The sequence below is a fragment of the Bacterioplanoides pacificum genome (assembly GCF_042648445.1).
GTDB classification, from domain to species: Bacteria; Pseudomonadota; Gammaproteobacteria; order Pseudomonadales; family Oceanobacteraceae; genus Bacterioplanoides; species Bacterioplanoides pacificum.
The window spans coordinates 285,630-307,143 of the sequence record NZ_JBHRYB010000005.1; the positions used below are offsets into that span (position 1 = coordinate 285,630).

The following is a 21,514-nucleotide window of genomic DNA, read 5'->3' on the forward strand; positions in this document are numbered from 1 at the left end:
CCGCATGTCTGATTCTTCTGAAACAAACACCGGCGAACCCGTCCTGGCGCTGGTTGCAGACGCACAGGTGGATTTATCGCCACTGACAAAACGTTTATGGGCGGAACATATCCCGCACAGGGTGTTCAGTGAGCAGCAACAACAATTGCTCTATCTGGCCGACGCCGGCGATTTGCCGCGGGTAAAAGGCTGGCTGGAGGACTGGCGGAACGATAGCCTGGATCCACATGACCTGGCTCCGGAAATAGCGCTCAGCCAGCAATGGTTGTCCCTGCTGCAGGCGCCGTTGACGTTAATCGTTGGTGTGCTCATTGTTGCCGCTTTTCTCTGGATGCAGACCAGCAACGACTGGCATCGCTGGTTGCTGGCCGGTGAAAGCCAGTGGCCACAAGGTCGTTGGCTGCTGCAGAGCTATCTGGAGATTGGCGGCTGGTCATTCTGGCGTCTGAGTTTGCTGCATTTTTCGTTTTTACATCTGCTGATGAACTTACTCTGGTGGTGGGTACTGGCGCGCCGGATCGAACAACTGGACGGCAAAGCCGCGCTGTTATTACTGTTGCTGATCGCTGGCGTGAGCGCCAGTGCCGCGCAGTGGTGGTATGCCGGTCCGGGTTTTGCCGGCATTGCCGGGATAAATATGGCCTTGCTGGCCTGGATAAGCTGGCGGCAGAAGCGCTTTAGCCTGAACTACCAGCTGCCAGGCGCTTTATTAACCGTGATGGTTGGCTGGCTGTTGCTGACGCTGCTGGGAGATACGCTGATCCCGGGGCTGAGTGGCAGTTTTCACGGACTGCATTTTGCCGGCCTGATAAGCGGCTTTTTATTGGCCTGGATCTGGCCTCGCGGGCCGGCGCAGCGCCGGGCAACCGAGATAACCGATGATGCAACCCTGTGATCCGCTTTCAGCGGGCACACAAATACGATGAGAGATACCATGACGTTAGAGCAACTGATTCAGTCGCTGACTCCGGAAGTGTACGAAAATCTTAAAAATGCCGTGGCGACCGGTCGCTGGCCAAACGGAATTGCGTTAAAAGAGGGGCAGCGTGAGCTGTGTATGCAGGCCATTCTGCATTACGAAAACAGTCACGATATTCCGGCAGAGCAACGGGTTGGTTACATTGCCGGTGGTTGTAAATCCGGCGATGACGACGATACCCAGACGCTGACGCTGCAATAAGGCTGTTTTATGAAGCAATACACCGGCCACCTGCAAAAAATGGCGGCCCGTGCCGTGCCGGGTTCTGGCTGTGCCGACCGGGTGGAGTACGATCTGTTGCTGGATCAGCAACGTATCCCGCTGAATGCATTATTAGGCAGCGTGCTGACGCTGGAGTATCAGGGTGACATTCATTGTTGTCATTGCGGCCGGCTGAGCAAAAAAAGTTTTTCGCAGGGATTTTGTTATCCCTGTTTTAAAAAACTGGCACAGTGCGACAGCTGTATGATGAGCCCGGAAAAATGCCATTTTGAGCAGGGCACCTGCCGTGAGCCGGAGTGGGCCAGAAATGTCTGTTTTAACGAACACATTGTATACCTGGCCAATTCGTCGGCGGTTAAAGTCGGCATTACCCGTGGCACCCAGGTGCCGGTGCGCTGGTTGGATCAGGGCGCGACTCAGGCGTTACCGATAGCGCGGGTCGCCACCCGCAAACAGTCCGGTCTGATTGAAGATTGCCTGCGCCAGGATATTGCAGATAAAACCAACTGGCGGGCGATGCTGAAAGGTAAAGCGGCCGAGGTGGATCTGGCGGCTGAGCGTGATCGTTTATTTGAGTTATTCAGTCCGCAACTGAATTCTATTATTGCCAGTCAGGCCGTGGGTGATATCGAGCTGTTATTTGACGCCGACAGCTATGCTTTTGACTATCCGGTGAGCCGTTACCCGGAAAAAATCAGCAGCTTTAACCTCGACAAAGAGCCGCTGGTCAATGGGCGGTTAATGGGAATTAAAGGCCAGTACTTAATTCTGGATAACGGCGTGATTAATATCCGCAAATTCACTTCGTATGCGGTAACCGTTAAAGTTGGCGAATAACTTACGTCTGCAGCTGTTTTAATGACAGTAACCGGTATCTGCAGGTCTGCCGGACAACACAATTTCTGAGGCTATTATGCGCGATGCACACCCGAATGCGATTTATCTGAAAGATTATCAGCAACCGGATTATTGGATTGAACACACCGAACTGACCTTTGAGCTGAGTGATGATCACACCCTGGTTACCGCCCGGCTGGATATTGTGCGTAATTCTCAACGCCCGGCCAGCGGCTGTTTAACGCTTCAGGGACAGGAACTGGAGTTGTTATCCGTTGCGCTTGACGGTAATGAACTGAGTGTCGGGGAATACCAGCAGGATGATGAATCACTGACGTTGCAGGGACTGGCAGAGCGGCATCAGCTGACCATCCGTAATCGCATTTACCCGCAGCACAACACGGCGCTGGAAGGTTTGTATCAGTCGGGCAATATGTATTGCACCCAGTGTGAAGCCGAAGGCTTTCGCCGCATTACCTATTACCTCGACCGGCCGGATGTGATGTCGGTGTTTACCACACATGTGATTGCCGATGGCGAACGTTATCCGGTGTTATTGTCGAATGGTAACCCTGTGGCCGAGCAACAATTGCCGGACGGGCGAAAAAAATCCAGCTGGCACGATCCACATAAAAAACCGGCTTATTTGTTCGCCCTGGTCGCTGGCGATTTACAGGTTAAACAGGACACCTTTACCACCATGAGTGGTCGCCAGGTGACGCTGAAAATTTTTGTTGAACCGCAGAATATCGATAAGACCGATTACGCGCTGGATGCCTTAAAGCGGTCAATGAAGTGGGATGAACAAAGCTACGGCCGGGAATACGATCTGGATATTTTTATGATCGTGGCGGTGGATGATTTCAATATGGGGGCAATGGAAAACAAAGGATTAAATATTTTTAATTCTTCCTGCGTGCTGGCGAATCCGGCCACTGCTACCGACGCTGCTTATCAGCGTATTGAAGCCATTGTAGCGCACGAATATTTCCATAACTGGTCGGGTAACCGGGTCACCTGTCGTGACTGGTTTCAGCTGAGTTTAAAAGAAGGTTTTACCGTTTTCCGGGATGCCAGTTTTTCTGCGGATATGAATTCGGCAACGGTAAAGCGTATTGAAGATGCCCGCCTGATGCGAACCGTACAGTTCGCTGAAGATGCCGGGCCGATGGCGCATCCGGTGCAGCCGGATTCGTTTATCGAAATCTCCAACTTTTATACCGTGACCATTTATGAGAAAGGCTCAGAAGTGGTGGGGATGCAGCGCAAAATTTTAGGCGCTGAAGGATTCCGCAACGGTGCAGACCTGTATTTTGATCGTCACGACGGTCAGGCGGTGACCATTTATGACTTTACCAAAGCCATGGAAGACGCCAATGGCGTTGATCTGACCTTGTTTAAACGCTGGTATAAACAGGCGGGTACACCACAAATACAGGTCAGCAGTGACTACGACCAGGCCCGTCAGCAATTGCAGCTGACGCTGACACAGCGTTGTCCGGATACCCCGGGACAAAGCGACAAACTGCCGATGTGGATTCCGGTGCAGCTGGGGCTGCTGGATTCTCAGGGGCAGGATATGGCGATTCAGGTTGAACCGGCATCGGCCTGGACTGCCGCCAGCCAGGTGTTACACCTGACTGAGGCTGAACAAACCTTTGTGTTCCACGGCGTTACCGAGCGCCCGGTGATCTCGTTTCTGCGCGACTTTTCTGCCCCGGTGAAGGTGGAATTTGAGCAAAGCCGGGACGAATTATTGTTCCTGCTGCAACACGACAGTGATGGTTTTAATCGCTGGGATGCCGGACAGCGGCTGATGTTGGGCTGGATTAATGATGCGATGGCAGGGCAGTTCGCTCTGGATGAGGCGGCGGTGTCGGTGTTCCGTGCTTTGTTACGCGATGCATCACTCGATCCGGCCATGGTGACTTACCTGTTGTCGTTGCCGTCTGAAGCCTATATTGCCGAATTCTCGGCAGACATTGATCCGCAGGCGATTCATCAGGCCCGTCAGCAGGTGCGGGAAGCTCTGGCTGCTGCGTTAACCAGTGAGATGGCGGCGACTTATCAGCGGCTGCAGAGTGATCAGCCGTACGCGCCACAACCGCAACAGATGTCGGCCCGGGCGCTGAAAAATCTGGCGCTGGGTTACTGGGCCAGCCAGAGTGCGGAAGGATTGCAGCAGGCGCAACAGCAGTTTGCCGCAGCCGATAATATGACCGACCAGATGGCGGCGCTGCAGGCGCTGATCCACTCCGGCGAACGGTCGTTGGCACAACACTATCTGGATCGTTTCTATCAGCAGTGGCATAACGATGTGCTGGTGGTTAACCAGTGGTTATCGGTTCAGGCGGGCTCCGCTGAGCTGGCGAGTGTTGAATTTGTCGAATCGTTATTACAGCACGAAGCATTTGACTGGCGTAACCCGAACAAAGTACGCGCGGTAATTGGTGCTTTTGCCGGTCAGGCGTTGTGTCATTTTCACGCAACCGATGGTCAGGGGTACCGCTTGCTGGCCGATGCGGTGATTCGTCTGAATGGCAGTAACCCGCAGATCGCTGCGCGGTTACTCGGACCACTAACGAAATGGAAACGTCTGGTGCCACAATATGGTGGGCTGATGAAAGCCGAGTTACAGCGCATTATGGCGCAGCCGGATTTATCCAAAGATGTTTATGAAGTTGTCAGTAAGAGTTTGGTTTGAGCCTAAAGTCATAATTCTTTATGCTTGGGCGAAAATAAGCCGCTTAAGCGGTGTGGTTGAGGTCGCAAAATGAAGAAAAATAACTGGATCGCGACAGGTGCGTTAGCACTGTCTCTGGCAGCGTCGTCCGCTATGGCTGCTGTTTCCGTTAAGCAGGCCGAGCGCCTGAAAGGTGAATTAACACCCCTGGGGGCTGAGCGGGCAGGTAACAAAGCCGGGGATATTCCACCCTGGCGCGGTGGTTTGTCGCTGCCGCCGGTGCAGTATTCTGAGGTCGGACAACATCACCCGGACCCGTACGAAAATGATCAGCCGCTGTTCACCATTACTACGGCCAATATGCAGAAGTACGCAGACTTTCTGACGGATGGTCAGAAGGCCATGTTTAAAACCTATCCGGACACCTTCCGGATGCCTGTTTATCCAACTCGCCGTACCGCCGCTGCGCCGGACTGGGTGTATGAAAACACCTATAAAAACGCGTTGCGGGCCGAACTGGCAGAAGGCGGAAACGGCTTATTATATGCGTATGGTGGTATTCCGTTCCCGATTGCTAACAACGGCCTGGAAGCCATCTGGAATCACATTACCCGCTGGCGCGGTGTTTATCTGACCCGCCGGGCATCGGAAATTGCGGTTCAGGTTAACGGTGATTTTTCCTTGGTGACGGTACAGCAGGAAGTCGAATTTAACTATTACCGCCAGGATCGCAGCGTCGACGATCTGGATAATATTCTGTTTTATTATCTGTCGTTTACCAAAGCACCGGCACGGCTGGCCGGTGGTGCGGTACTGGTACACGAAACCCTGAATCAGGTGGACGAGCCACGACAGGCGTGGGGTTATAACGCCGGTCAGCGCCGTGTGCGGCGTGCGCCTAACCTGGCTTACGATACTCCGATTGCCGCGGCCGACGGCCTGCGTTATGCCGATGATACCGATATGTTTAACGGTGCCCCCGACCGCTATAACTGGAAGCTGGTGGGTAAGGAAGAAGTCTATATTCCTTACAACAGTTACAAGCTGAGTTCGAATAAGTCGAGTTATAAAGACGTGATTAATCCCGGCCACCTGAACCCGGAGTACACCCGTTATGAAAAACACCGGGTCTGGGTGGTTGAAGCCACGCTGAAAGATGGCATGCGTCATGTGTATCACAAGCGTCGTTTCTATATCGATGAAGATACCTGGGGCATTGCGGTGGCAGACCTGTACGACTCCACCGGTGAGTTATGGCGGGTCAATATGGCCTATATTAAAACCTATTATGAGTTGCCGGTTACCTGGACCACGCTGGATGTGTTCCATGACCTGAAGGCCAAACGTTATCACGTACAGGGACTCGACAGCGAAGAACGCAAAACCATCGATTACAGCCAGGAACCTCCGGGTGAACGTTATTTCACCCCATCTGAGCTACGTCGACGCGGACGCCGTTAATCTGAGCGTCCCTGAACGGATGGGGTTTCCCATCCGTTTTTGTTTCTGATCTCAGTAGTTCTGCGGACTCAGATACTGGTAATTATGCTTAACATTTCGTAACAACTGGACGTTAGTCAATAATAAAACGGTCGGCTAGACTAGCCGGCTTCCGACATTAGTATAAAAACGGAGCCCCTTATGTTATTCAATTTGGTACGGCCTGGTGCCGGCACCGCTCTGGTGCGCACCGCAGGCTTTGGCCGAATGCTGGTCGTTCTGACCTTGCTGATTTCGCAGATGAGTCTTGCGGCCTGGAAAGACCCCCTCGACACCCCGTCTGCGTCGACTTCTATTGCCCATCAAACCCTGTTACTGGACGTTGTCCAGGCCGGGGAGCGCCTGGTTGCCGTTGGTTCCCACGGGCACATTATTTATTCCGATGACAACGGCAGCAGCTGGCAGCAGGGTAAAGTACCTGTCAGCATCACTCTGACGGCGGTGTATTTCTCCTCCCCCCAGCATGGCTGGGCGGTCGGTCATGACGGCGTGATTCTGGCGACCACCGATGGCGGTAGTAACTGGACGCGTCAGTTTGATGGTTACAGCGCTAACAAAGCGATTGTTGCCGCGGCAAAAAACAAGAAGCAGCGTGCAGAAAATGCGTTGTTATCCGCTGAAGAAGCCGGCAATGATGTCGCAGTTGAAGAAGCAGAAATGGCTCTGGAAAATGCCACTTACGCACTGGAAGATGCCGAATACGATGTCTCCACCGGTTCCACCAAACCTTTCCTGGATGTCTGGTTTTATGATGCCCGCCGCGGTTTTGCGTTAGGCGCTTATGGCATGTTTTTCGCCACTGAAGATGGCGGTGCCAGCTGGCAAGATGTGTCTGCGCGTTTGCCAAACCCGGAACGTCTGCACCTGAACTCAATTACGCTGGTCGATAACCGCTCACTGGTTGTGGTTGGTGAGATGGGCCTGATCATGCGCTCTGATGACCTCGGTGCCAGCTGGCGCAAAACACCTTCTCCGTATGAAGGCTCTTTATTTGGCCTGGTTAACGCCGGTGAACAGCAACTGTTGTTTGGTTTACGTGGTCATGTGTTCAGTTCGGTTGATGGTGGCATCAGCTGGACCGAAGCCAGCACCGGCAGTCAGCAGACGCTGTTGTCCGGTTATGTTGGTCGCAGCAATACCCTGTTGGTCGGTAACGCCGGGTCGGTGATTGTGTTTGATAAAGCACTGAAAAACAGCCGTACCCTGATTATTGAAGGTCGTAAAGCTTATGCCGCCGCCGTACAGGCACCGGATGGCACCTTCGTGATCGTGGGTGAGGTTGGCGTTCAGCGTCTGAACGCCAACGGTGAGTTACTGGATCAAAGCATTACCATGGCCGCAGGAGACTTCTGAAAATGGCTGAACAAAAGCACCATTATTCCTCGGAGCCGGAACATTACATCCTGTCTCCTGAAAGTGAACCGTTTCTGGAGCGTCTGTTTTTTAACAACCGTTTCCTGGTTCTGTTGATTCTGACCGCGCTGACCGCTGTGTTTGCATACGGTCTGACCAAAGTGAAGCTGGATTCCAGCATCGAAAAATACATCCCGCTGAACCATGAATACATTCAGAATTTTCTGGTTCATAAAGACTCCATGAAAAACGGGGTGGCCAATGTCAAAATTTCGGTGGAAGTGACCGATGGCGACATTTTCACCAAAGAATATATGGAGACGCTGAGCAAAATTAACGACGACGTGTTTTTTATTAACGGCGTTGACCGCTCAGGTATGCAATCATTATGGACACCCAACGTTCGCTGGACGGAAGTGACCGAAGAAGGTTTTCAGGGTGGCCCGGTTATTCCGAGTACCTATGATGGTTCGCCCGACAGCCTGGAAAAGGTCCGCCAGAACGTGCTGAAATCCGGCCAGGTCGGACGTCTGGTTGCCAATAACTTCCGTTCGTCGATTCTGGATGTGCCGCTGGTCGAACTGGACCCGGAGACTGGTAAAAAGCTCAACTATCAGGAATTTTCTCACGACCTGGAAGAAAAAATCCGCGCCAAATACGGTAGCGAACAATACCGTATTTACATTACCGGCACGCCGAAAAAACTGGGTGACCTGCTGGATGGTGCCATTAAAATCGGATTCTTCTTCCTGGCTGCAGCGATAGCCACCGCGGTACTGTTATACCTTTATTCCCGTTGCATCAAAGGTACGCTGATTCCGATTCTGGCATCGCTGATTGCTGTGGTCTGGCAGCTGGGTGCACTGGCGTTAATGGGTTACACCGTCGACTTATATTCAGTGCTGGTGCCGTTTCTGGTGTTTGCCATCGGTATCAGTCACGCGGTGCAGATTATTTCCGGCATCGCGATTGAAGCCGGTAAAGGTGAAAACAAACTGATGGCTGCACGCAAGGCGTTCCGCGGTTTGTATGTGCCTGGGATGCTGGCCTTGATGAGTGATGCGATGGGTTTCCTGACGCTGTTGTTTATTGATATCGGTGTGATCCAGGAGCTGGCGGTATCTGCGTCTGTGGGTGTGGCGATGATCATCATCACCAACCTGGTGTTGCTGCCGGTTATTATGTCTTACGTTGGTATTAGTGACAGCGGTATTCGCCACGCCGAAAAAACGGAAAAATCCGAACCTAAACTGTGGAAATTCCTGTCGCATTTTGCCACCCGTAAAGTGGCGCCGGTTCCGATCGTTATTGCCATTGCGATGGCTGTGGTGGGTTTCCAGGTCAGTCAGGATCTGAAGATTGGTGACCTCGATAAAGGGGCACCGGAATTACGTGCCGATTCCCGTTATAACCTCGACAACGACTTTATGGTCAGTAATTATTCCACCAGTTCCGATTTGTTAGTGGTGATGGTGGAAACGGCCAAAGAGCAGTGTAACTCTTATAAAGTGATGGATGCTGTTGACCGCTTTATGTGGCATATGGAAAACGTCCCGGGTGTGCAGTCAACGGCGTCGCTGGTGACGGTTTCCAAGCTGGTGACCAAAGCGATGAACGAAGGCAACCTGAACTGGTCGGCGTTATCGCGTAACCAGACCATTCTGAATACGTCGATTCAGCGTGCTCCCAGTGCGTTACTGAACCCAGACTGCTCAATGGCGCCGGTAATTGTGTATCTGAATGATCACAAAGCAGAAACGCTGGAAACGGCTGTAGCCGCTGTGGAAGCGTTTAAAATCGACTACGACGACAGCGTTGATGAAAAATATTTTGGCTACCGGATTCCGGAAATTGAGCAAGCCATCGAAAATGGCGAAATTGACTCGGTACCGGTGCGCTTCCAGCTGGCGTCCGGTAATGCCGGTATTGAAGCCGCCACCAACCAGGTGATTGCTGATGCTCAGAATACCATGCTGATTTTTGTCTATGTGGTGGTTTTCCTGTTGTGTTTCGCTACATTCCGCTCTTTCACCGCGGTGGCCTGTATTATTATTCCGCTGGCATTAACTTCGATACTGAGCCAGGCGCTGATGACCTATCTGGGAATTGGTGTCAAAGTAGCGACGCTGCCGGTGATTGCATTGGGTGTCGGTATTGGTGTCGACTACGGCATTTATATTTACAGCCGTCTGGAGGTGATGATCATCGCCGGTAAGTCGTTACAGGAAGCTTTCCTGGAAACCCTGAAGTCCACCGGTAAAGCGGTGAGTTTCACTGGTGTGACGCTGGCATTGGGTGTGGCTACCTGGATGCTGTCGCCGATTAAATTCCAGGCCGATATGGGCATTCTGCTGACCTTTATGTTCCTGTGGAATATGTTGGGTGCGCTGATTCTGCTGCCGGCACTGGCGCACTTCCTGTTAAGCCCGGAGCGTATTATTAAACGTCATAAACAACGCCACGGAGATATCGCACCAGCGGGCTGATGTTTATGAGATAATAACAGCGGTGTCAGCACAGCCAGTGGTTGTGCTGACACCGCTTTTTTTATGGAAAAAATTCGTCCGTATGGCTCAGAGGCAGACTGAACGGTTATGAAACTCGGTGATATTTCGGTAGGAATGGTGGAATTAATGGGGCGTGCAGTCAGTGCGCTGGGCCATGATCCGCAACCCTTGTTCGGACAATATCAGCTGGATGATTTAAAGTTGCGCTCTCCGGATGCGCGCATCAGCATTCCGCGTTTTATGCGTCTGGGACATGCCTGTATTGAACGTTTTGCCATTCCCTGGTTGGGGCTGGAGATGGGGCGCCAGAGTTCGCCGGGTATTCACGGGCTGGCGGGTCTGGTGGCACAAACCGCCCCGGATATCCGCAGCGCCTGCAAAGCGGTAACCGAGTTTGAGTTGTTATCCAGTTTTAATGCCCGTGGTCAGTCGCAGTTTGCCATTGAGCAGGGGGAAGGGGTGGCGCACTTCTACTCCATCAGTCCGTATAACGCTTATAACCTGTTCGTGGTCGACTCAGTACTGGGTGGCTGGGTGCAGATGTTGCGCTGGTTGTCGGGGCGTGACGACCTGGTGAAGCGTCTGGAGTTTGAGTTTAAAGCGCCTCACTACCTCGAACATTACGACCATTATTTTTCCTGCGAGCTTCGTTTTGCGGCCGAACGTAATGCCGTTGTGCTGCATGACTGGGCGCTCGACCTGCCATCGCGCCATCGTTGTGCATCCACCCATCAGGGTCTGAAGCAATTGGCGGAGCGCGAATTAGAGCGGGTACGGCTGGGGTTAAGTTTCCGCGAAGTGATTGAGCGCGCCATTGGCCCGCTGCTGAAAGGTCAGACACCAACCCTGGATATGATCGCTCATCGGTTGAATATGGCGCCCTGGACCGTCAGGCGGCGCCTGAACGCTGAAGGCATCAGCTTTCAGCAGGTTATGAACGATACCCGCCGCGACCTGGCGGTCAGTTACGTGCGTGATACGACACTGACGCTGGGAGAAATTGCTTATTTGCTGGGATTTGGCTCAACCGCTGCGTTTCAGCGTGCCTTTAAACGATGGACCGGGCAGGCGCCCGGTCGTTTCAGAGAAGAAGCCCGGCTGCCAAAGTAATGGTTGTTGCTGGCCGGGCTGTATTGCGCTGTTGCGCTGCAGTTACAGTTCTACTGCATCATCAATGTCGTCGTCGTAATCGTCATATGCGACGTCTAACAGATCTTCGATGTAATCAGACATAACGTCCTCCTGTATTTTTTAACACGACCCGTCTTCCTGTCGGGCTACCATAATCCGGCCGATGGCTGAATGAACACATCAGCTAATGCATTGGTCATGCCAGATTGCTGTATCTTTAAATAATCTGACTTCGTGGTCAAGAAATGACTGCGAAAAACAATGTAAAGCCGATAGCGCTAACATAGGGCGGTAATATGAACAGCAGATGACAAAAGACATCATTGAAAACGAACGGCGATAACTATCAGAAGCCAGGCGGATGGCAGAAGCCAAGCGGGTGACGATGGCCTGAAGAATCAGAGAAAAAGAAAATAAGAACTTGCTACAGCAGGAATAAAATAAGAAATGGTGGACTAGGCGGCATTCCGAGGACTCGCCGTGAGCCAATATTAATAATCAGAGGAAGTAAAATAAGAAATGGCGGACTGGACGGGACTCGAACCCGCGACCCCCGGCGTGACAGGCCGGTATTCTAACCAACTGAACTACCAGTCCGCATCGTGCTTTTGCAAGCAACAGTCACTGTTTAACCACTTTGAGGTAGTGGTGGGTGATGACGGGATCGAACCGCCGACCCTCTGCTTGTAAGGCAGATGCTCTCCCAGCTGAGCTAATCACCCATTTTGTCTCGCTATTTTTTGTATTGCTGCGTTGTTCCTCATTCGACCCTTCACCTACCAAGCGGTATGTCTCGGGTTCTCATTGCGGTACGCCTTGCACTACAAAAACTATCGAACCAAAAATTCTGTACAGTTTTACATCGGTATCAAGATGAGTAATTTTACTTCTTACAAGAAAATGGCGGACTGGACGGGACTCGAACCCGCGACCCCCGGCGTGACAGGCCGGTATTCTAACCAACTGAACTACCAGTCCGCAGCGTGCTTTTTCAAGCAACAGTCACATTGTTTAACCACTTTGGGATAGTGGTGGGTGATGACGGGATCGAACCGCCGACCCTCTGCTTGTAAGGCAGATGCTCTCCCAGCTGAGCTAATCACCCATTTAGTCTCGTTACTGCCTGTATTACAAACACTATCGAACTAACTAATGATTTAACGAAAGATGGCGGACTGGACGGGACTCGAACCCGCGACCCCCGGCGTGACAGGCCGGTATTCTAACCAACTGAACTACCAGTCCATCGTTTCGTAAATCGCTGCTTTTAGTTTGGTGGGTGATGACGGGATCGAACCGCCGACCCTCTGCTTGTAAGGCAGATGCTCTCCCAGCTGAGCTAATCACCCGAACCCCTAAAAGCGAGGTCGCATTCTACTGATATCCACCGGGCTGTCAAATACTTATTTGAGATTTTTTTAATTTTTTCAGTAACTTGCGCGAAAAAGGCGGATTTGCAGGTTTTTTAGACAAGCGCGGGGCAGAGATCGTGCAAATTCTGTACGTTTCGTCGTGCTGGCTAAAAAAAGACCTCCGGCCAAACGGCGGGAGGTCGTGTTACCGCAAACGCTGATTGCTACTCAGTGATCGCCTGTTGCGGTTTACGTTTTTGTCTGGCCTGTTTCAGTTCTTCCCCCAAAACCAGCATACACGGGGTCAGGATCAGTGTCAGAAGGGTGGCGAAGGTCAGGCCGCCGGCAATCGCCGTTGACAGCTGGGTCCACCACTGGGAAGACGGAGCGCCAACCGAAAATTCCCGGTTCATCAGATCGATGTTCCACTGCATCACCATTGGCATCAGTCCCAGCACGGTGGTAACTGCGGTTAACATCACCGGTCGTAAACGTTGTGCGCCGGTACGCAAAGCGGCATCAATGGGCGCGACGCCGTCCTGAATCAGGCGGTTATAGGTATCGATCAACACAATATTATTGTTCACCACGATCCCGGCCAGTGCGATAACTCCCAGGCCGCTCATCACGATGCCAAAGGGTTCTCCACGAATCAGCAGGCCAAATAATACTCCGACAATGGATAAGATGATGGCGCTCATAATCAGGGTGGCGTTATAGAAGCTGTTGAACTGGGTCACCAGAATGGTGGCCATCAGAAAAATGGCGATGCCAAACGCTTTGCCAAGGAAGGCGCCGGTTTCGGCCATTTTTTCAAAGTCACCGCGGAAACGGGGTTCCACTCCGGCGGCTCGCCAGTCGTATTGTTTCAGCGTTTCACTCAGCTGCATGATTTTGTCGTTCGGGTTAACACCATCCTCTACGTTGGCGGTTAAGCGATAACGCCGTTTGCCATCAATACGCACCACATCACCGGACTTAGGCACCGCCACGCGTTGCATAAAATTAGACACCGGGACCAGGCCATAGGCGGTTTGCACGTTAAACTGGGCAAACTGATCGATGTTGCGGGTTTCGGCCGGGTAACGCAGCAGAATTTCGACTTCATCGTCGCTGTAATCCGGCTGGAATTCGCCCACTTTCTGGCCACCGGTGATCATCCGGATCATTGAGCCGGTGCTGACGATATCCGTACCAAAGCGGGTGGCTTCTTCGCGGTTGATGTCCAGCTGCCATTCGATGCCTTCTAATGGCCGGTCGTCGCGCACGTCTTTCAGTTGCGGGTCAGCCTCAAATACGGCTTTGATGTTATCCAGCATAGGCTCAATGTCGGCGGCACTGGCAGCGGTAAACTGCAGCTGGATATCGGCACCGGATGCCGGACCGTTTTGTTTTTTCTGGGTTTCCACCACGATGCCGGCGATGTCGGCGGTACGATGTTCAATGTCTTTCAGCACCTGATCGGCACTGCGACGGTGTTTCCAGTTCACCAGCTCAATCTGAATGCGGCCAATTACGTCTGCTGCGGCTTCATTTGGGGCACGAACAAACGTAGCGGTGTAAATCGATTCGATTTCTGCCATGTCGAAAATCCGCGCTTCTACCTGTTGCACCAGTGCTTCGCTTTCTTCCATGGATAGATTGCCCCGGGCGCGGACATCCACCAGGCCGACATCAACGTCGACATCCGGGAAGAACTCCACCCCGTGACCGAGGTTGGCGTAAATTACAAACGACAGCAGCAGGGCGCTGATGGCGGCGGCAAGAATTTTAAACGGATGGTGGAGCGCGCTGTTTAACACGCGGATGTATTTACCGGTGAAACCGCTGAGCTCATCAAATCGCCCTTGTTCCGCCGCTTTCACCATATCCAGGGTCTTCATATGCTGAGTTGACGCTTTGCCTAATAACGAGCCGATGGTAGGCACCACAATTAAGGCCATGATCAGTGATGCCGACAGGGTAAATAACAGCGTCAGCGGCAGATATTTCATGAATTCGCCGGTCACGCCGGGCCAGAACAATAACGGCAGGAACACCGCTAAGGTGGTGGCGGTTGATGCAATGATTGGCCAGGCCATCCGTTTAGCGGCTTCGCCGTAGGCATGGCGGGCAGCGGCACCTTCGGCCAGGCGCCGGTCGGCGTATTCGGTGACCACGATGGCACCATCAACCAACATGCCGACCGACAGAATCAGCGAAAACAGCACCACCATATTGAGGGTATAACCCATCAGGCTGAGCACGATTAAAGCCATCAGGAAAGCGCCGGGAATGGCAATACCAACCATAAAGGAACTGCGGATGCCGAGACTGGCGAGAATCAGAATCATCACCAGCAACGTGGCGACCAGTACGTTATTAAACAGGTCGTTTAACATCTCTTTAATCTGATCGGATTCATCCTGGGATAACCCTACCTGAATGCCCTGGGGCCAATACGGCTGCACCTGTTTGATGATGGCTTTGACGTCGTCCAGTGTGTCGATGATATTGGAGCCGATGCGTTTTTTAATCTCCAGTGTCACCGCCTGTTTGCCATTTACCCGGGCACTGTTTTTACGGTCTTTATAAGCCAGCCGGCCAACCGCAATATCACGGAATAACACCACATTGTCGCCGTCGGCTTTGACCGGCAGATTAAGGATGTCGGGGATGCTTTCGACCAGTCCGGGCACCTTAACGCCAAACCGGCCGGCGCCGGTATCGAGATCTTCACTGGCCACCAGCTGGGCGTTATTGCTGACCAGCCGGCCCAGTTCGCTCAGGGTTAAGCCGTAGTTATCCATCCGTGCCGGATCGACGATGATTTCGGCTATTTCTTCACGCTTACCGCGCACGGTTGCCTCTAATACACCTGGCAGGGCTTCCAGCCGGTCCTGCAGATCATCGGCGACGGCGTACAGTTCGGTTTCGTTGACTTCACCGGATAAGGTCACCACCATCACCGGAAACAGAGCGACGTTAATTTCTTTAACTTTGGGTTCTTTTGAGTCGAGTGGCAGTTCACCTTTGGCGTCGTCGACCTTCTGCCGCACGTCCAACAAGGCCTGGTCGATATCGGTATCGGTGTAAAACTCCAGCTGAATGGATAAATGACCGGCGCTGGCGGTGGACACCATTTCTTTCAGGCCATCGAGCGAACGCAGCTCTTTTTCCAGCGGTTTGTAAATCAGGGTGTCGGCATCTTCCGGGGCAATACCATCGTGAGTCACCGAGACATACACCAGCGGTACGGTGATGTCCGGATTACTTTCTTTGGGAATGGTGACCAGCGTGGTGACACCCACCAGTGCCACCAGGCAAAACAGCATTAATACTGTACGCGACCGCTGTAAAGACGCATCAATCAGACTGTTCATCGGCTTATCCTGCGGTCAGAGCGGTGTTGTCATCAACCCGTGAATCGCCTGGCTCGGCCGTTTCCTGGCCGGATGGCAGCGAATAGACGGGTTCAACCTGCTCGCCGTAATCAACAAACCCCTGACCGACGGTGATGATCTGTGCTTCTTCACCCAGGCCATATACCCAGATGCCGTTGTTGTCGGCTTTCAGCAGGCTGATCGGACGAAAAACCACCTGATGCTCCTGGTTAATGCCTTTTAGACCCAGTCTGCCCTGATCATTAAGAATCAGCAGTGCCGGTGACACGTGATAGGCATGAGTTTGTGGCTGCGGGATATGAATTTTGGCGGTTAAGCCACTGGTCATGACACCGCTGGGGTTGTCGATTTCCAGTTCCACGGCAAAGGTACGGGTCTGGGCATCGGCTTCGGCGGCGACAAAGCGGATATGGCCTTCAACCCGGCTGCCGTCAACCAGGATGGCGTACGCCGGATCGCCGATATGGACGTTAGCGGCTTCCTGTTCCGGCAGATTGCCAACCACCAGATACGGCGAAAAATCCAGTACCTTAACCAGGCTCTGACCATCTTTAACAAAATCACCGATTTCGACCTGACGCTGGTCGACTATGCCATCAAACGGGGCACGGATTTTACTGGCATTCACCTGAATCTGCGCCTGAATCAGCTCCGCTTCGGCATTGGCCAGTGCTGTCTGTGTCTGCGCCAGCTGTGACGCATTGGCCAGACCACGGTCAGCCAGTTTACGGGCGCTGTCGGCTTCTATCTGACGTTGTTTCAGATTGGCTTTGGCTTGCTTCAGCCGGGCGGGCCAGTCACGCGGGTCGAGCTCGATGATCAGGTCACCCCGCTTAACTTTTTCGCCTTTGGCTTTATGGATTGCCAGCACTTTGGCGCGGATTTCCGAGCGTAATTCCACCCGGCGGACTGGAGCGGTATGACCCGACACCATGACTTCCCGTTGTGTCGGTTTGCCCTGCATACGTTCAACCTGCACACGTTTCAGGCCGTTGTCCATCACCAGAGGCCGGCTGTTGCTGAATTCCTGTTGTGGACCAAAACTTCCGCTGACGACCCATAGCACCATGGCTAAAAAGAGCACAACGGCGGCGATGTGCCCCTGATTAAGTTGTATTGTCATTATTGTAATTTCCGTGATGTATACGAGTTCGGTTGTGCCATTCAGCCAGGCGGTCTGGCGGCTCCGGACATCCCCGCCAGCAAAACACGACCAGCCCGGAGTTTTTCCGGCAGACCCGGTGTTGTACCGGACAAAACTGAATGTGCAAGTCCATAAACTGCAAAAGACTTTATAACATACTGTTGCAATTACAGAACAAAACAAAGTCGCCGCGGAATCCAGTATACTGCGCGCTTTGCCGCAGTTTTAAGGTGACATTTGTAATGATGTTGGTGCAGTTAAAGCAGGTCGAACTGGCGTTTGGCGATCATGTGTTGTTTGACAAAATTGATCTGGAAATTCATTCCGGCGAACGGGTCTGTATCGTTGGCCGTAATGGTGCCGGTAAGTCGACCTTGCTGAAGGTGCTCAGTGGTGCTGTGGTCCCGGATGATGGCACAGTGGTGAAGCGCGATATGTTGCGGGTGTCGGTACTGCAGCAGGAATTACCACAAACCACGGATACACCGGTATACGACGTAGTCGCCGAAGGGCTGGGGGATCTGGGCCATGTGATTGCCCAATATCATGATGAAACCGCCAAAGGTGAACACGCCGACCTGAAACGGCTGGAACAGCTGCAAAATAAAATTGAGGCAGCAGAAGGCTGGAGCTGGCAGCAGAAAGTGGATGCCATTATCCAGAAGCTGAAGTTACCCGGAGAAGCCAGCTTTTCGTCGTTATCCGGTGGCTGGCAGCGGCGAGTCATGTTGGCCCGGGCACTGGTGGTGGAGCCGGAGCTGCTGATCCTCGACGAACCCACCAACCATATGGATGTGCCGACCATCGAATGGCTGGAAGAGCAACTGAAACAATTTAACGGTTCGCTGGTGTTTATCAGTCACGACCGTGCTTTTGTGCAGAATCTTTCGACCCGTATCATCGATCTCGACCGCGGCTTTGTGCACGAATGGCGCGGTGATTACCACAGCTTTATCAGTCACCGGGAAAAACGTCTGGAAGATGAAGCCGCACAAAATGCCTTGTTTGATAAACGTCTGGCGGAAGAAGAAAAATGGATTCGCCAGGGTATTAAAGCCCGTCGTACCCGTAACGAAGGCCGTGTCGAACGACTGAAAGATATGCGCAAAGAGCGCAGCGCCCGGCGCGAACAAACCGGCACTGCCAATCTGAATCTCGGTCAGGCGGAAAACTCCGGCAAGATGGTATTTGAAATCGACAACCTCGGTTATGCCTGGCAGAAGGACAGCGGCGAATCGGTGCCGCAGGTGCAGGATTTCACCGCCAACGTGTTGCGCGGTGATCGCATTGGTCTGGTGGGTCCGAACGGGGTGGGTAAAAGTACCCTGCTGAAACTGTTGCTGGGTAAGCTGGAGCCACAGCAGGGCCGCATCAAGGTGGGGACCAAACTGGAAGTGGCCTATTTCGATCAGGCGCGCCATCAGCTGGACGAAGAAAAATCGATCGCTGATAACGTCGCCGACGGCAAAGACCATGTGATCGTGAACGGTAACTCACGCCATATCATCGGTTATCTGGGTGACTTTATGTTTTCCGGTGAGCGCGCCCGGACACCGGTAAAAGCGTTATCCGGTGGTGAGCGTAACCGGGTATTACTGGCTAAATTGTTCCTCAAACCCTGCAACCTTCTGGTGATGGATGAGCCGACCAACGACCTGGACGTTGAAACGCTGGAACTGCTGGAAGAGCGCTTGCTGGAATACAACGCCACGTTATTGCTGGTCAGTCACGACCGGGCGTTTATCGACAATGTGGTGACACAGCTGTGGGTATTCACTGACAACGGCCACATCGATGAACAGGTGGGTGGCTACACTGACTGGCAGCAACGTAAGGCGGCGCTGGCGAAGCAGGCCGCGGGTGTGAAAGCGGTGAAGCCGGGCGACAAAAAAAGCGATTCTCAAAAAGACGATCACAAAAAAGACAATGCAAGCGCGCCGCAGACGGCCGCGCCAGCAAAGAAAAAACTCAGCTATAAACTCCAGCGGGAGCTGGATATGTTGCCCGAGCAGATGGCACAGGCAGAAGCAAAGCGCGATGAGTTATTGGCGCAAAGCGGCGCGGCGGATTTTTATAGCGGTGATGCGGACACAGTGCAAACCGTACTGGCGCAGCTGGCAGAAGCCGAACAAACACTGGAGCAGCTGGAAGAACGCTGGCTGGAATTAGAGGAAATGAGCGAATGATCTGGTTGGTGATTGCCGCCGTAGTGATGGCGATTATGGGCTCGGTGTTCTGGTTAAAGCCCAGTGCCCGCGACACCCGTCTGGCAGAGCTGCGTTTTAACGCGATCCGTGCAGGTCTGCAGGTGCGCCAATATACTTTTAAACCGGACGCGGCAAAGACCGGCGTGCGGGATGATCTTACCGCCACCAGTTACACCTGGCTGCAGCAAAACCGCAGTCAGCATGAAGATGCCGCCGGTGGCGATTTAAAGTACCGGGTCGTCCGGCAGCCGGCCTGGGATCAGGAAGGGCTGGCAGACGGTTTAAGCTGGCACGACAAAGGCACCCAGGCGGATGCTGATAAACTGAATGCTTTGTTGCCGACATTGGGCGATGAGCTGTTGATGCTGGAGGTGTATCCGCGCCGGGTCTGTATGATGACCGCGGAAAAACAAGGCAGCAGCGCCGATAACTATCTGCGTTTTTTACAGGCATTACTAACGGACTAACGCCGCCATGAGTGATCTCAGTGTTGTGGTTGAACTGGCCATCAGTGGCGATGAGTTGTTGCGCTATTACAACGGCTCTGCCAGGTTAGTCAGTGCCATCGCCAGCGATGGCCGGCGGGTGCAGTTTCCCGCTAGTGTGTTGCAGAAGGTGGTCAGCCACGACGGCGTGTATGGCCGCTTCCGCATCGACTTCAGCCAGCAGGGAAAATTCCTCGGGATTACGCGCCTGGCTTAAGCATCACCATCAGTTGCCCGTGAGTTAAATCAAAGGTGGCCTGAGTCCAGGCTCTGACGCTGGCGTGATCACTGTTCAGCTGGGCGCAACGTGCCGGGTATTCTGCGGCCGCATAACGACCGTCTGTCGTTTGTGGCTGGCAATAGGCCTGAAGCCACAGCTGGTCGAGACGCTGGCGGGTTTTATCGATGAGCTCCTTACCCATACCCTGTTGCCAGGCCTGCTGATTGAAATATTGTGCTGCCTTAGGATAGATGCCTTCGCTTTTGAAGTAGGTGTCGTGGCGGTCAGTGACGTGTTGTGCGTGACTGATGATTTCTTTAGCGTCCAGGTTGTACTGGTTGATCCGGCCGCTTAACCGCAGCTGATGGCCACTGGTCTCAGTGATCTGTTCACCATAAAAGGTCACTGTTTTCGCGACCGGCTTTTTATGGATCAGGGTGCGGATGACCTTTTTCGGGTTTTTCGGGTCTTTGATCTGCTGCCAGGTTTCCTGCTTGGCTTTGTACACCCGGGTATAGCGTTTACGCTGGCTGCGTTTGGCATAATCGACCTTGCCCCGTAATGTCAGCGTCAGTGACCGGGTGCCGTGATCGCTGAACCACAAATGATCCTGCAGTTGCCGCTGAATCTTTTCGGCAACTGCGTCAGCGTTAATGTTGGCGCTCCGGGCGATGTCGACCTGCTTATTCTGCACCGCAAAACCGGCATAACGGCTCGGGTCCGGCGCCAGACGATAGTCAACGGCTAATGAAAAGACCGCGCAGTATGCCTGCCAGTACTGGTGCAGATAGTGGCTGAAGGGGGTCAGTGAACTTTCCAGCTGCTGGCACTGGCGTTGCCCGGATAAGGTCATGCTTTGCTGATACTGGCGCTTGGCTTCATCGGCCAGACCGGTTTGTTCGATTTCGTCGAATTGTGCCAGATAGTAGAAATAACGATTGTAGGCGCGGCTTTGGCCGAGTGTTTTCAGTTCGCGATTGAGCCATTTGCCAGCTTCCCATACCTCCTCTTCGATGGTGGCTTTAACGCCGCTGTCGGCAATAATCTTCCACTGTTTGATGTGTTTTAGCGTCTGATTCAGCAGCATCGCTGCGGCTTTGGGTTGTTCGCCCTGGCGTTGTAGACGCACTTTGATCAGATGGGCGGCCACCATACGGGTGCGTGCCTCATAGAGTTTCAGGGCGATATCGTCATCGCCGGGGTCTTCGGCCAGCGCCCGCTGGTAATACATCGCCGCCTGATCGTATTGTTCGGCCTCCATCATGTTGTCGCCCTTGCGTAAGTTAGACGAGCAGGCGGTTAACAACAGCAAAGAAATAACAATCAGTACACGCACAAAGAGGACCTTATCCGGTTGGGGGACGGCTGTTGGGGCCGCACAAGATGGCGGCAGAGTAGCGGAAATCCGCTCGCTGGCAAAGGCCGTAACTTTCTTGCGCCTGCGCATCTACATCCGTCGCCGGCTTGCGTATAATGCCGCGCAATTTAACGTCTGTGGCATAGGTGAGGTA

At 53.1% G+C, this 21,514-nt stretch carries 14 protein-coding genes, 6 tRNA genes and 2 pseudogenes; 13 read left to right on the plus strand and 9 right to left on the minus strand.

Going from position 1 to position 21,514, the window contains the following annotated elements; translation table 11 throughout:
* The first annotated feature begins 4 nt into the window (after window positions 1–4).
* From ACFOMG_RS05960 to ACFOMG_RS05995, 8 genes are all read left to right on the plus strand, one after another.
* Window positions 5–895, plus strand: a complete 891-nt coding sequence (locus ACFOMG_RS05960; RefSeq protein ID WP_376865404.1) for a rhomboid family intramembrane serine protease — start codon at window positions 5–7, stop codon at window positions 893–895.
* A gap of 39 nt (window positions 896–934) precedes the next feature.
* Window positions 935–1,180 (plus strand): YeaC family protein, encoded by a 246-nt coding sequence (locus tag ACFOMG_RS05965; protein ID WP_376865405.1) that lies wholly within the window; start codon window positions 935–937, stop codon window positions 1,178–1,180.
* A gap of 9 nt (window positions 1,181–1,189) precedes the next feature.
* On the plus strand, window positions 1,190–2,038 hold the full coding sequence (locus ACFOMG_RS05970; RefSeq protein WP_376865406.1) for a DUF2797 domain-containing protein: 849 nt from the start codon (window positions 1,190–1,192) through the stop codon (window positions 2,036–2,038).
* Between the two features lie 76 nt (window positions 2,039–2,114).
* Window positions 2,115–4,742, plus strand: coding sequence for an aminopeptidase N (pepN, locus tag ACFOMG_RS05975; RefSeq protein WP_376865408.1), 2,628 nt, complete (start codon window positions 2,115–2,117; stop codon window positions 4,740–4,742).
* 69 nt (window positions 4,743–4,811) lie between these two features.
* Complete coding sequence (locus ACFOMG_RS05980) at window positions 4,812–6,182, plus strand: DUF1329 domain-containing protein (protein ID WP_376865409.1); 1,371 nt, start codon at window positions 4,812–4,814, stop codon at window positions 6,180–6,182.
* 180 nt (window positions 6,183–6,362) lie between these two features.
* Window positions 6,363–7,574, plus strand: a complete 1,212-nt coding sequence (locus tag ACFOMG_RS05985) for a WD40/YVTN/BNR-like repeat-containing protein (protein ID WP_376865410.1) — start codon at window positions 6,363–6,365, stop codon at window positions 7,572–7,574.
* Window positions 7,575–7,576: 2 nt separating this feature from the next.
* Window positions 7,577–10,060, plus strand: coding sequence for an efflux RND transporter permease subunit (locus ACFOMG_RS05990; RefSeq protein ID WP_376865411.1), 2,484 nt, complete (start codon window positions 7,577–7,579; stop codon window positions 10,058–10,060).
* A gap of 108 nt (window positions 10,061–10,168) precedes the next feature.
* The gene (locus tag ACFOMG_RS05995; protein WP_376865412.1) at window positions 10,169–11,191 is read left to right on the plus strand and encodes an AraC family transcriptional regulator; all 1,023 of its coding nucleotides are present in this window, start codon (window positions 10,169–10,171) and stop codon (window positions 11,189–11,191) included.
* Window positions 11,192–11,732: 541 nt separating this feature from the next.
* On the opposite strand, the gene ACFOMG_RS06000 is transcribed toward ACFOMG_RS05995, so the two are convergent.
* The 8 genes from ACFOMG_RS06000 to ACFOMG_RS06035 form a co-directional block, all read right to left on the minus strand.
* Window positions 11,733–11,809 (minus strand) — tRNA-Asp (locus ACFOMG_RS06000).
* A 49-nt stretch (window positions 11,810–11,858) separates the two neighbouring features.
* Window positions 11,859–11,934: transfer RNA gene (locus ACFOMG_RS06005), tRNA-Val, on the minus strand.
* A 179-nt stretch (window positions 11,935–12,113) separates the two neighbouring features.
* Window positions 12,114–12,190, minus strand: a tRNA-Asp gene (locus ACFOMG_RS06010).
* Between the two features lie 51 nt (window positions 12,191–12,241).
* A tRNA-Val gene (locus ACFOMG_RS06015) sits at window positions 12,242–12,317 on the minus strand.
* 63 nt (window positions 12,318–12,380) lie between these two features.
* Window positions 12,381–12,457, minus strand: a tRNA-Asp gene (locus ACFOMG_RS06020).
* A 28-nt stretch (window positions 12,458–12,485) separates the two neighbouring features.
* Window positions 12,486–12,561, minus strand: a tRNA-Val gene (locus ACFOMG_RS06025).
* Window positions 12,562–12,788: 227 nt separating this feature from the next.
* The gene (locus ACFOMG_RS06030) at window positions 12,789–15,926 is read right to left on the minus strand and encodes an efflux RND transporter permease subunit (protein WP_376865413.1); all 3,138 of its coding nucleotides are present in this window, start codon (window positions 15,924–15,926) and stop codon (window positions 12,789–12,791) included.
* A gap of 4 nt (window positions 15,927–15,930) precedes the next feature.
* On the minus strand, window positions 15,931–17,070 hold the full coding sequence (locus tag ACFOMG_RS06035) for an efflux RND transporter periplasmic adaptor subunit (RefSeq protein ID WP_376865415.1): 1,140 nt from the start codon (window positions 17,068–17,070) through the stop codon (window positions 15,931–15,933).
* A gap of 266 nt (window positions 17,071–17,336) precedes the next feature.
* On the opposite strand from ACFOMG_RS06035, the pseudogene ACFOMG_RS17755 reads away from it, so the two are divergent.
* The 5 genes and pseudogenes from ACFOMG_RS17755 to ACFOMG_RS06050 all read left to right on the plus strand — a co-directional run.
* Window positions 17,337–18,200: pseudogene (locus ACFOMG_RS17755) on the plus strand (ATP-binding cassette domain-containing protein); the annotation flags it as partial.
* A pseudogene (locus ACFOMG_RS17760) lies at window positions 18,192–18,731 on the plus strand (ATP-binding cassette domain-containing protein); the annotation flags it as partial. The pseudogenes ACFOMG_RS17755 and ACFOMG_RS17760, both read left to right, overlap by 9 nt.
* Window positions 18,726–19,277: a hypothetical protein gene (locus ACFOMG_RS17765; protein WP_449237028.1), complete on the plus strand. Its 552-nt coding sequence runs from the start codon at window positions 18,726–18,728 to the stop codon at window positions 19,275–19,277. The pseudogene ACFOMG_RS17760 and the gene ACFOMG_RS17765, both read left to right, overlap by 6 nt.
* The gene (locus tag ACFOMG_RS06045; RefSeq protein WP_376865417.1) at window positions 19,274–19,765 is read left to right on the plus strand and encodes a hypothetical protein; all 492 of its coding nucleotides are present in this window, start codon (window positions 19,274–19,276) and stop codon (window positions 19,763–19,765) included. Before ACFOMG_RS17765 ends, ACFOMG_RS06045 begins: the two co-directional genes overlap by 4 nt.
* A gap of 7 nt (window positions 19,766–19,772) precedes the next feature.
* Entirely contained in the window at window positions 19,773–20,000 is a 228-nt protein-coding gene (locus ACFOMG_RS06050; RefSeq protein ID WP_376865418.1) for a DUF2835 domain-containing protein, read from the plus strand.
* Here the strand turns inward: ACFOMG_RS06050 and ACFOMG_RS06055 are convergent.
* Window positions 19,984–21,339 (minus strand): hypothetical protein, encoded by a 1,356-nt coding sequence (locus tag ACFOMG_RS06055; protein ID WP_376865420.1) that lies wholly within the window; start codon window positions 21,337–21,339, stop codon window positions 19,984–19,986. The genes ACFOMG_RS06050 and ACFOMG_RS06055 overlap by 17 nt on opposite strands.
* Between the last annotated feature and the right edge of the window lie 175 nt (window positions 21,340–21,514).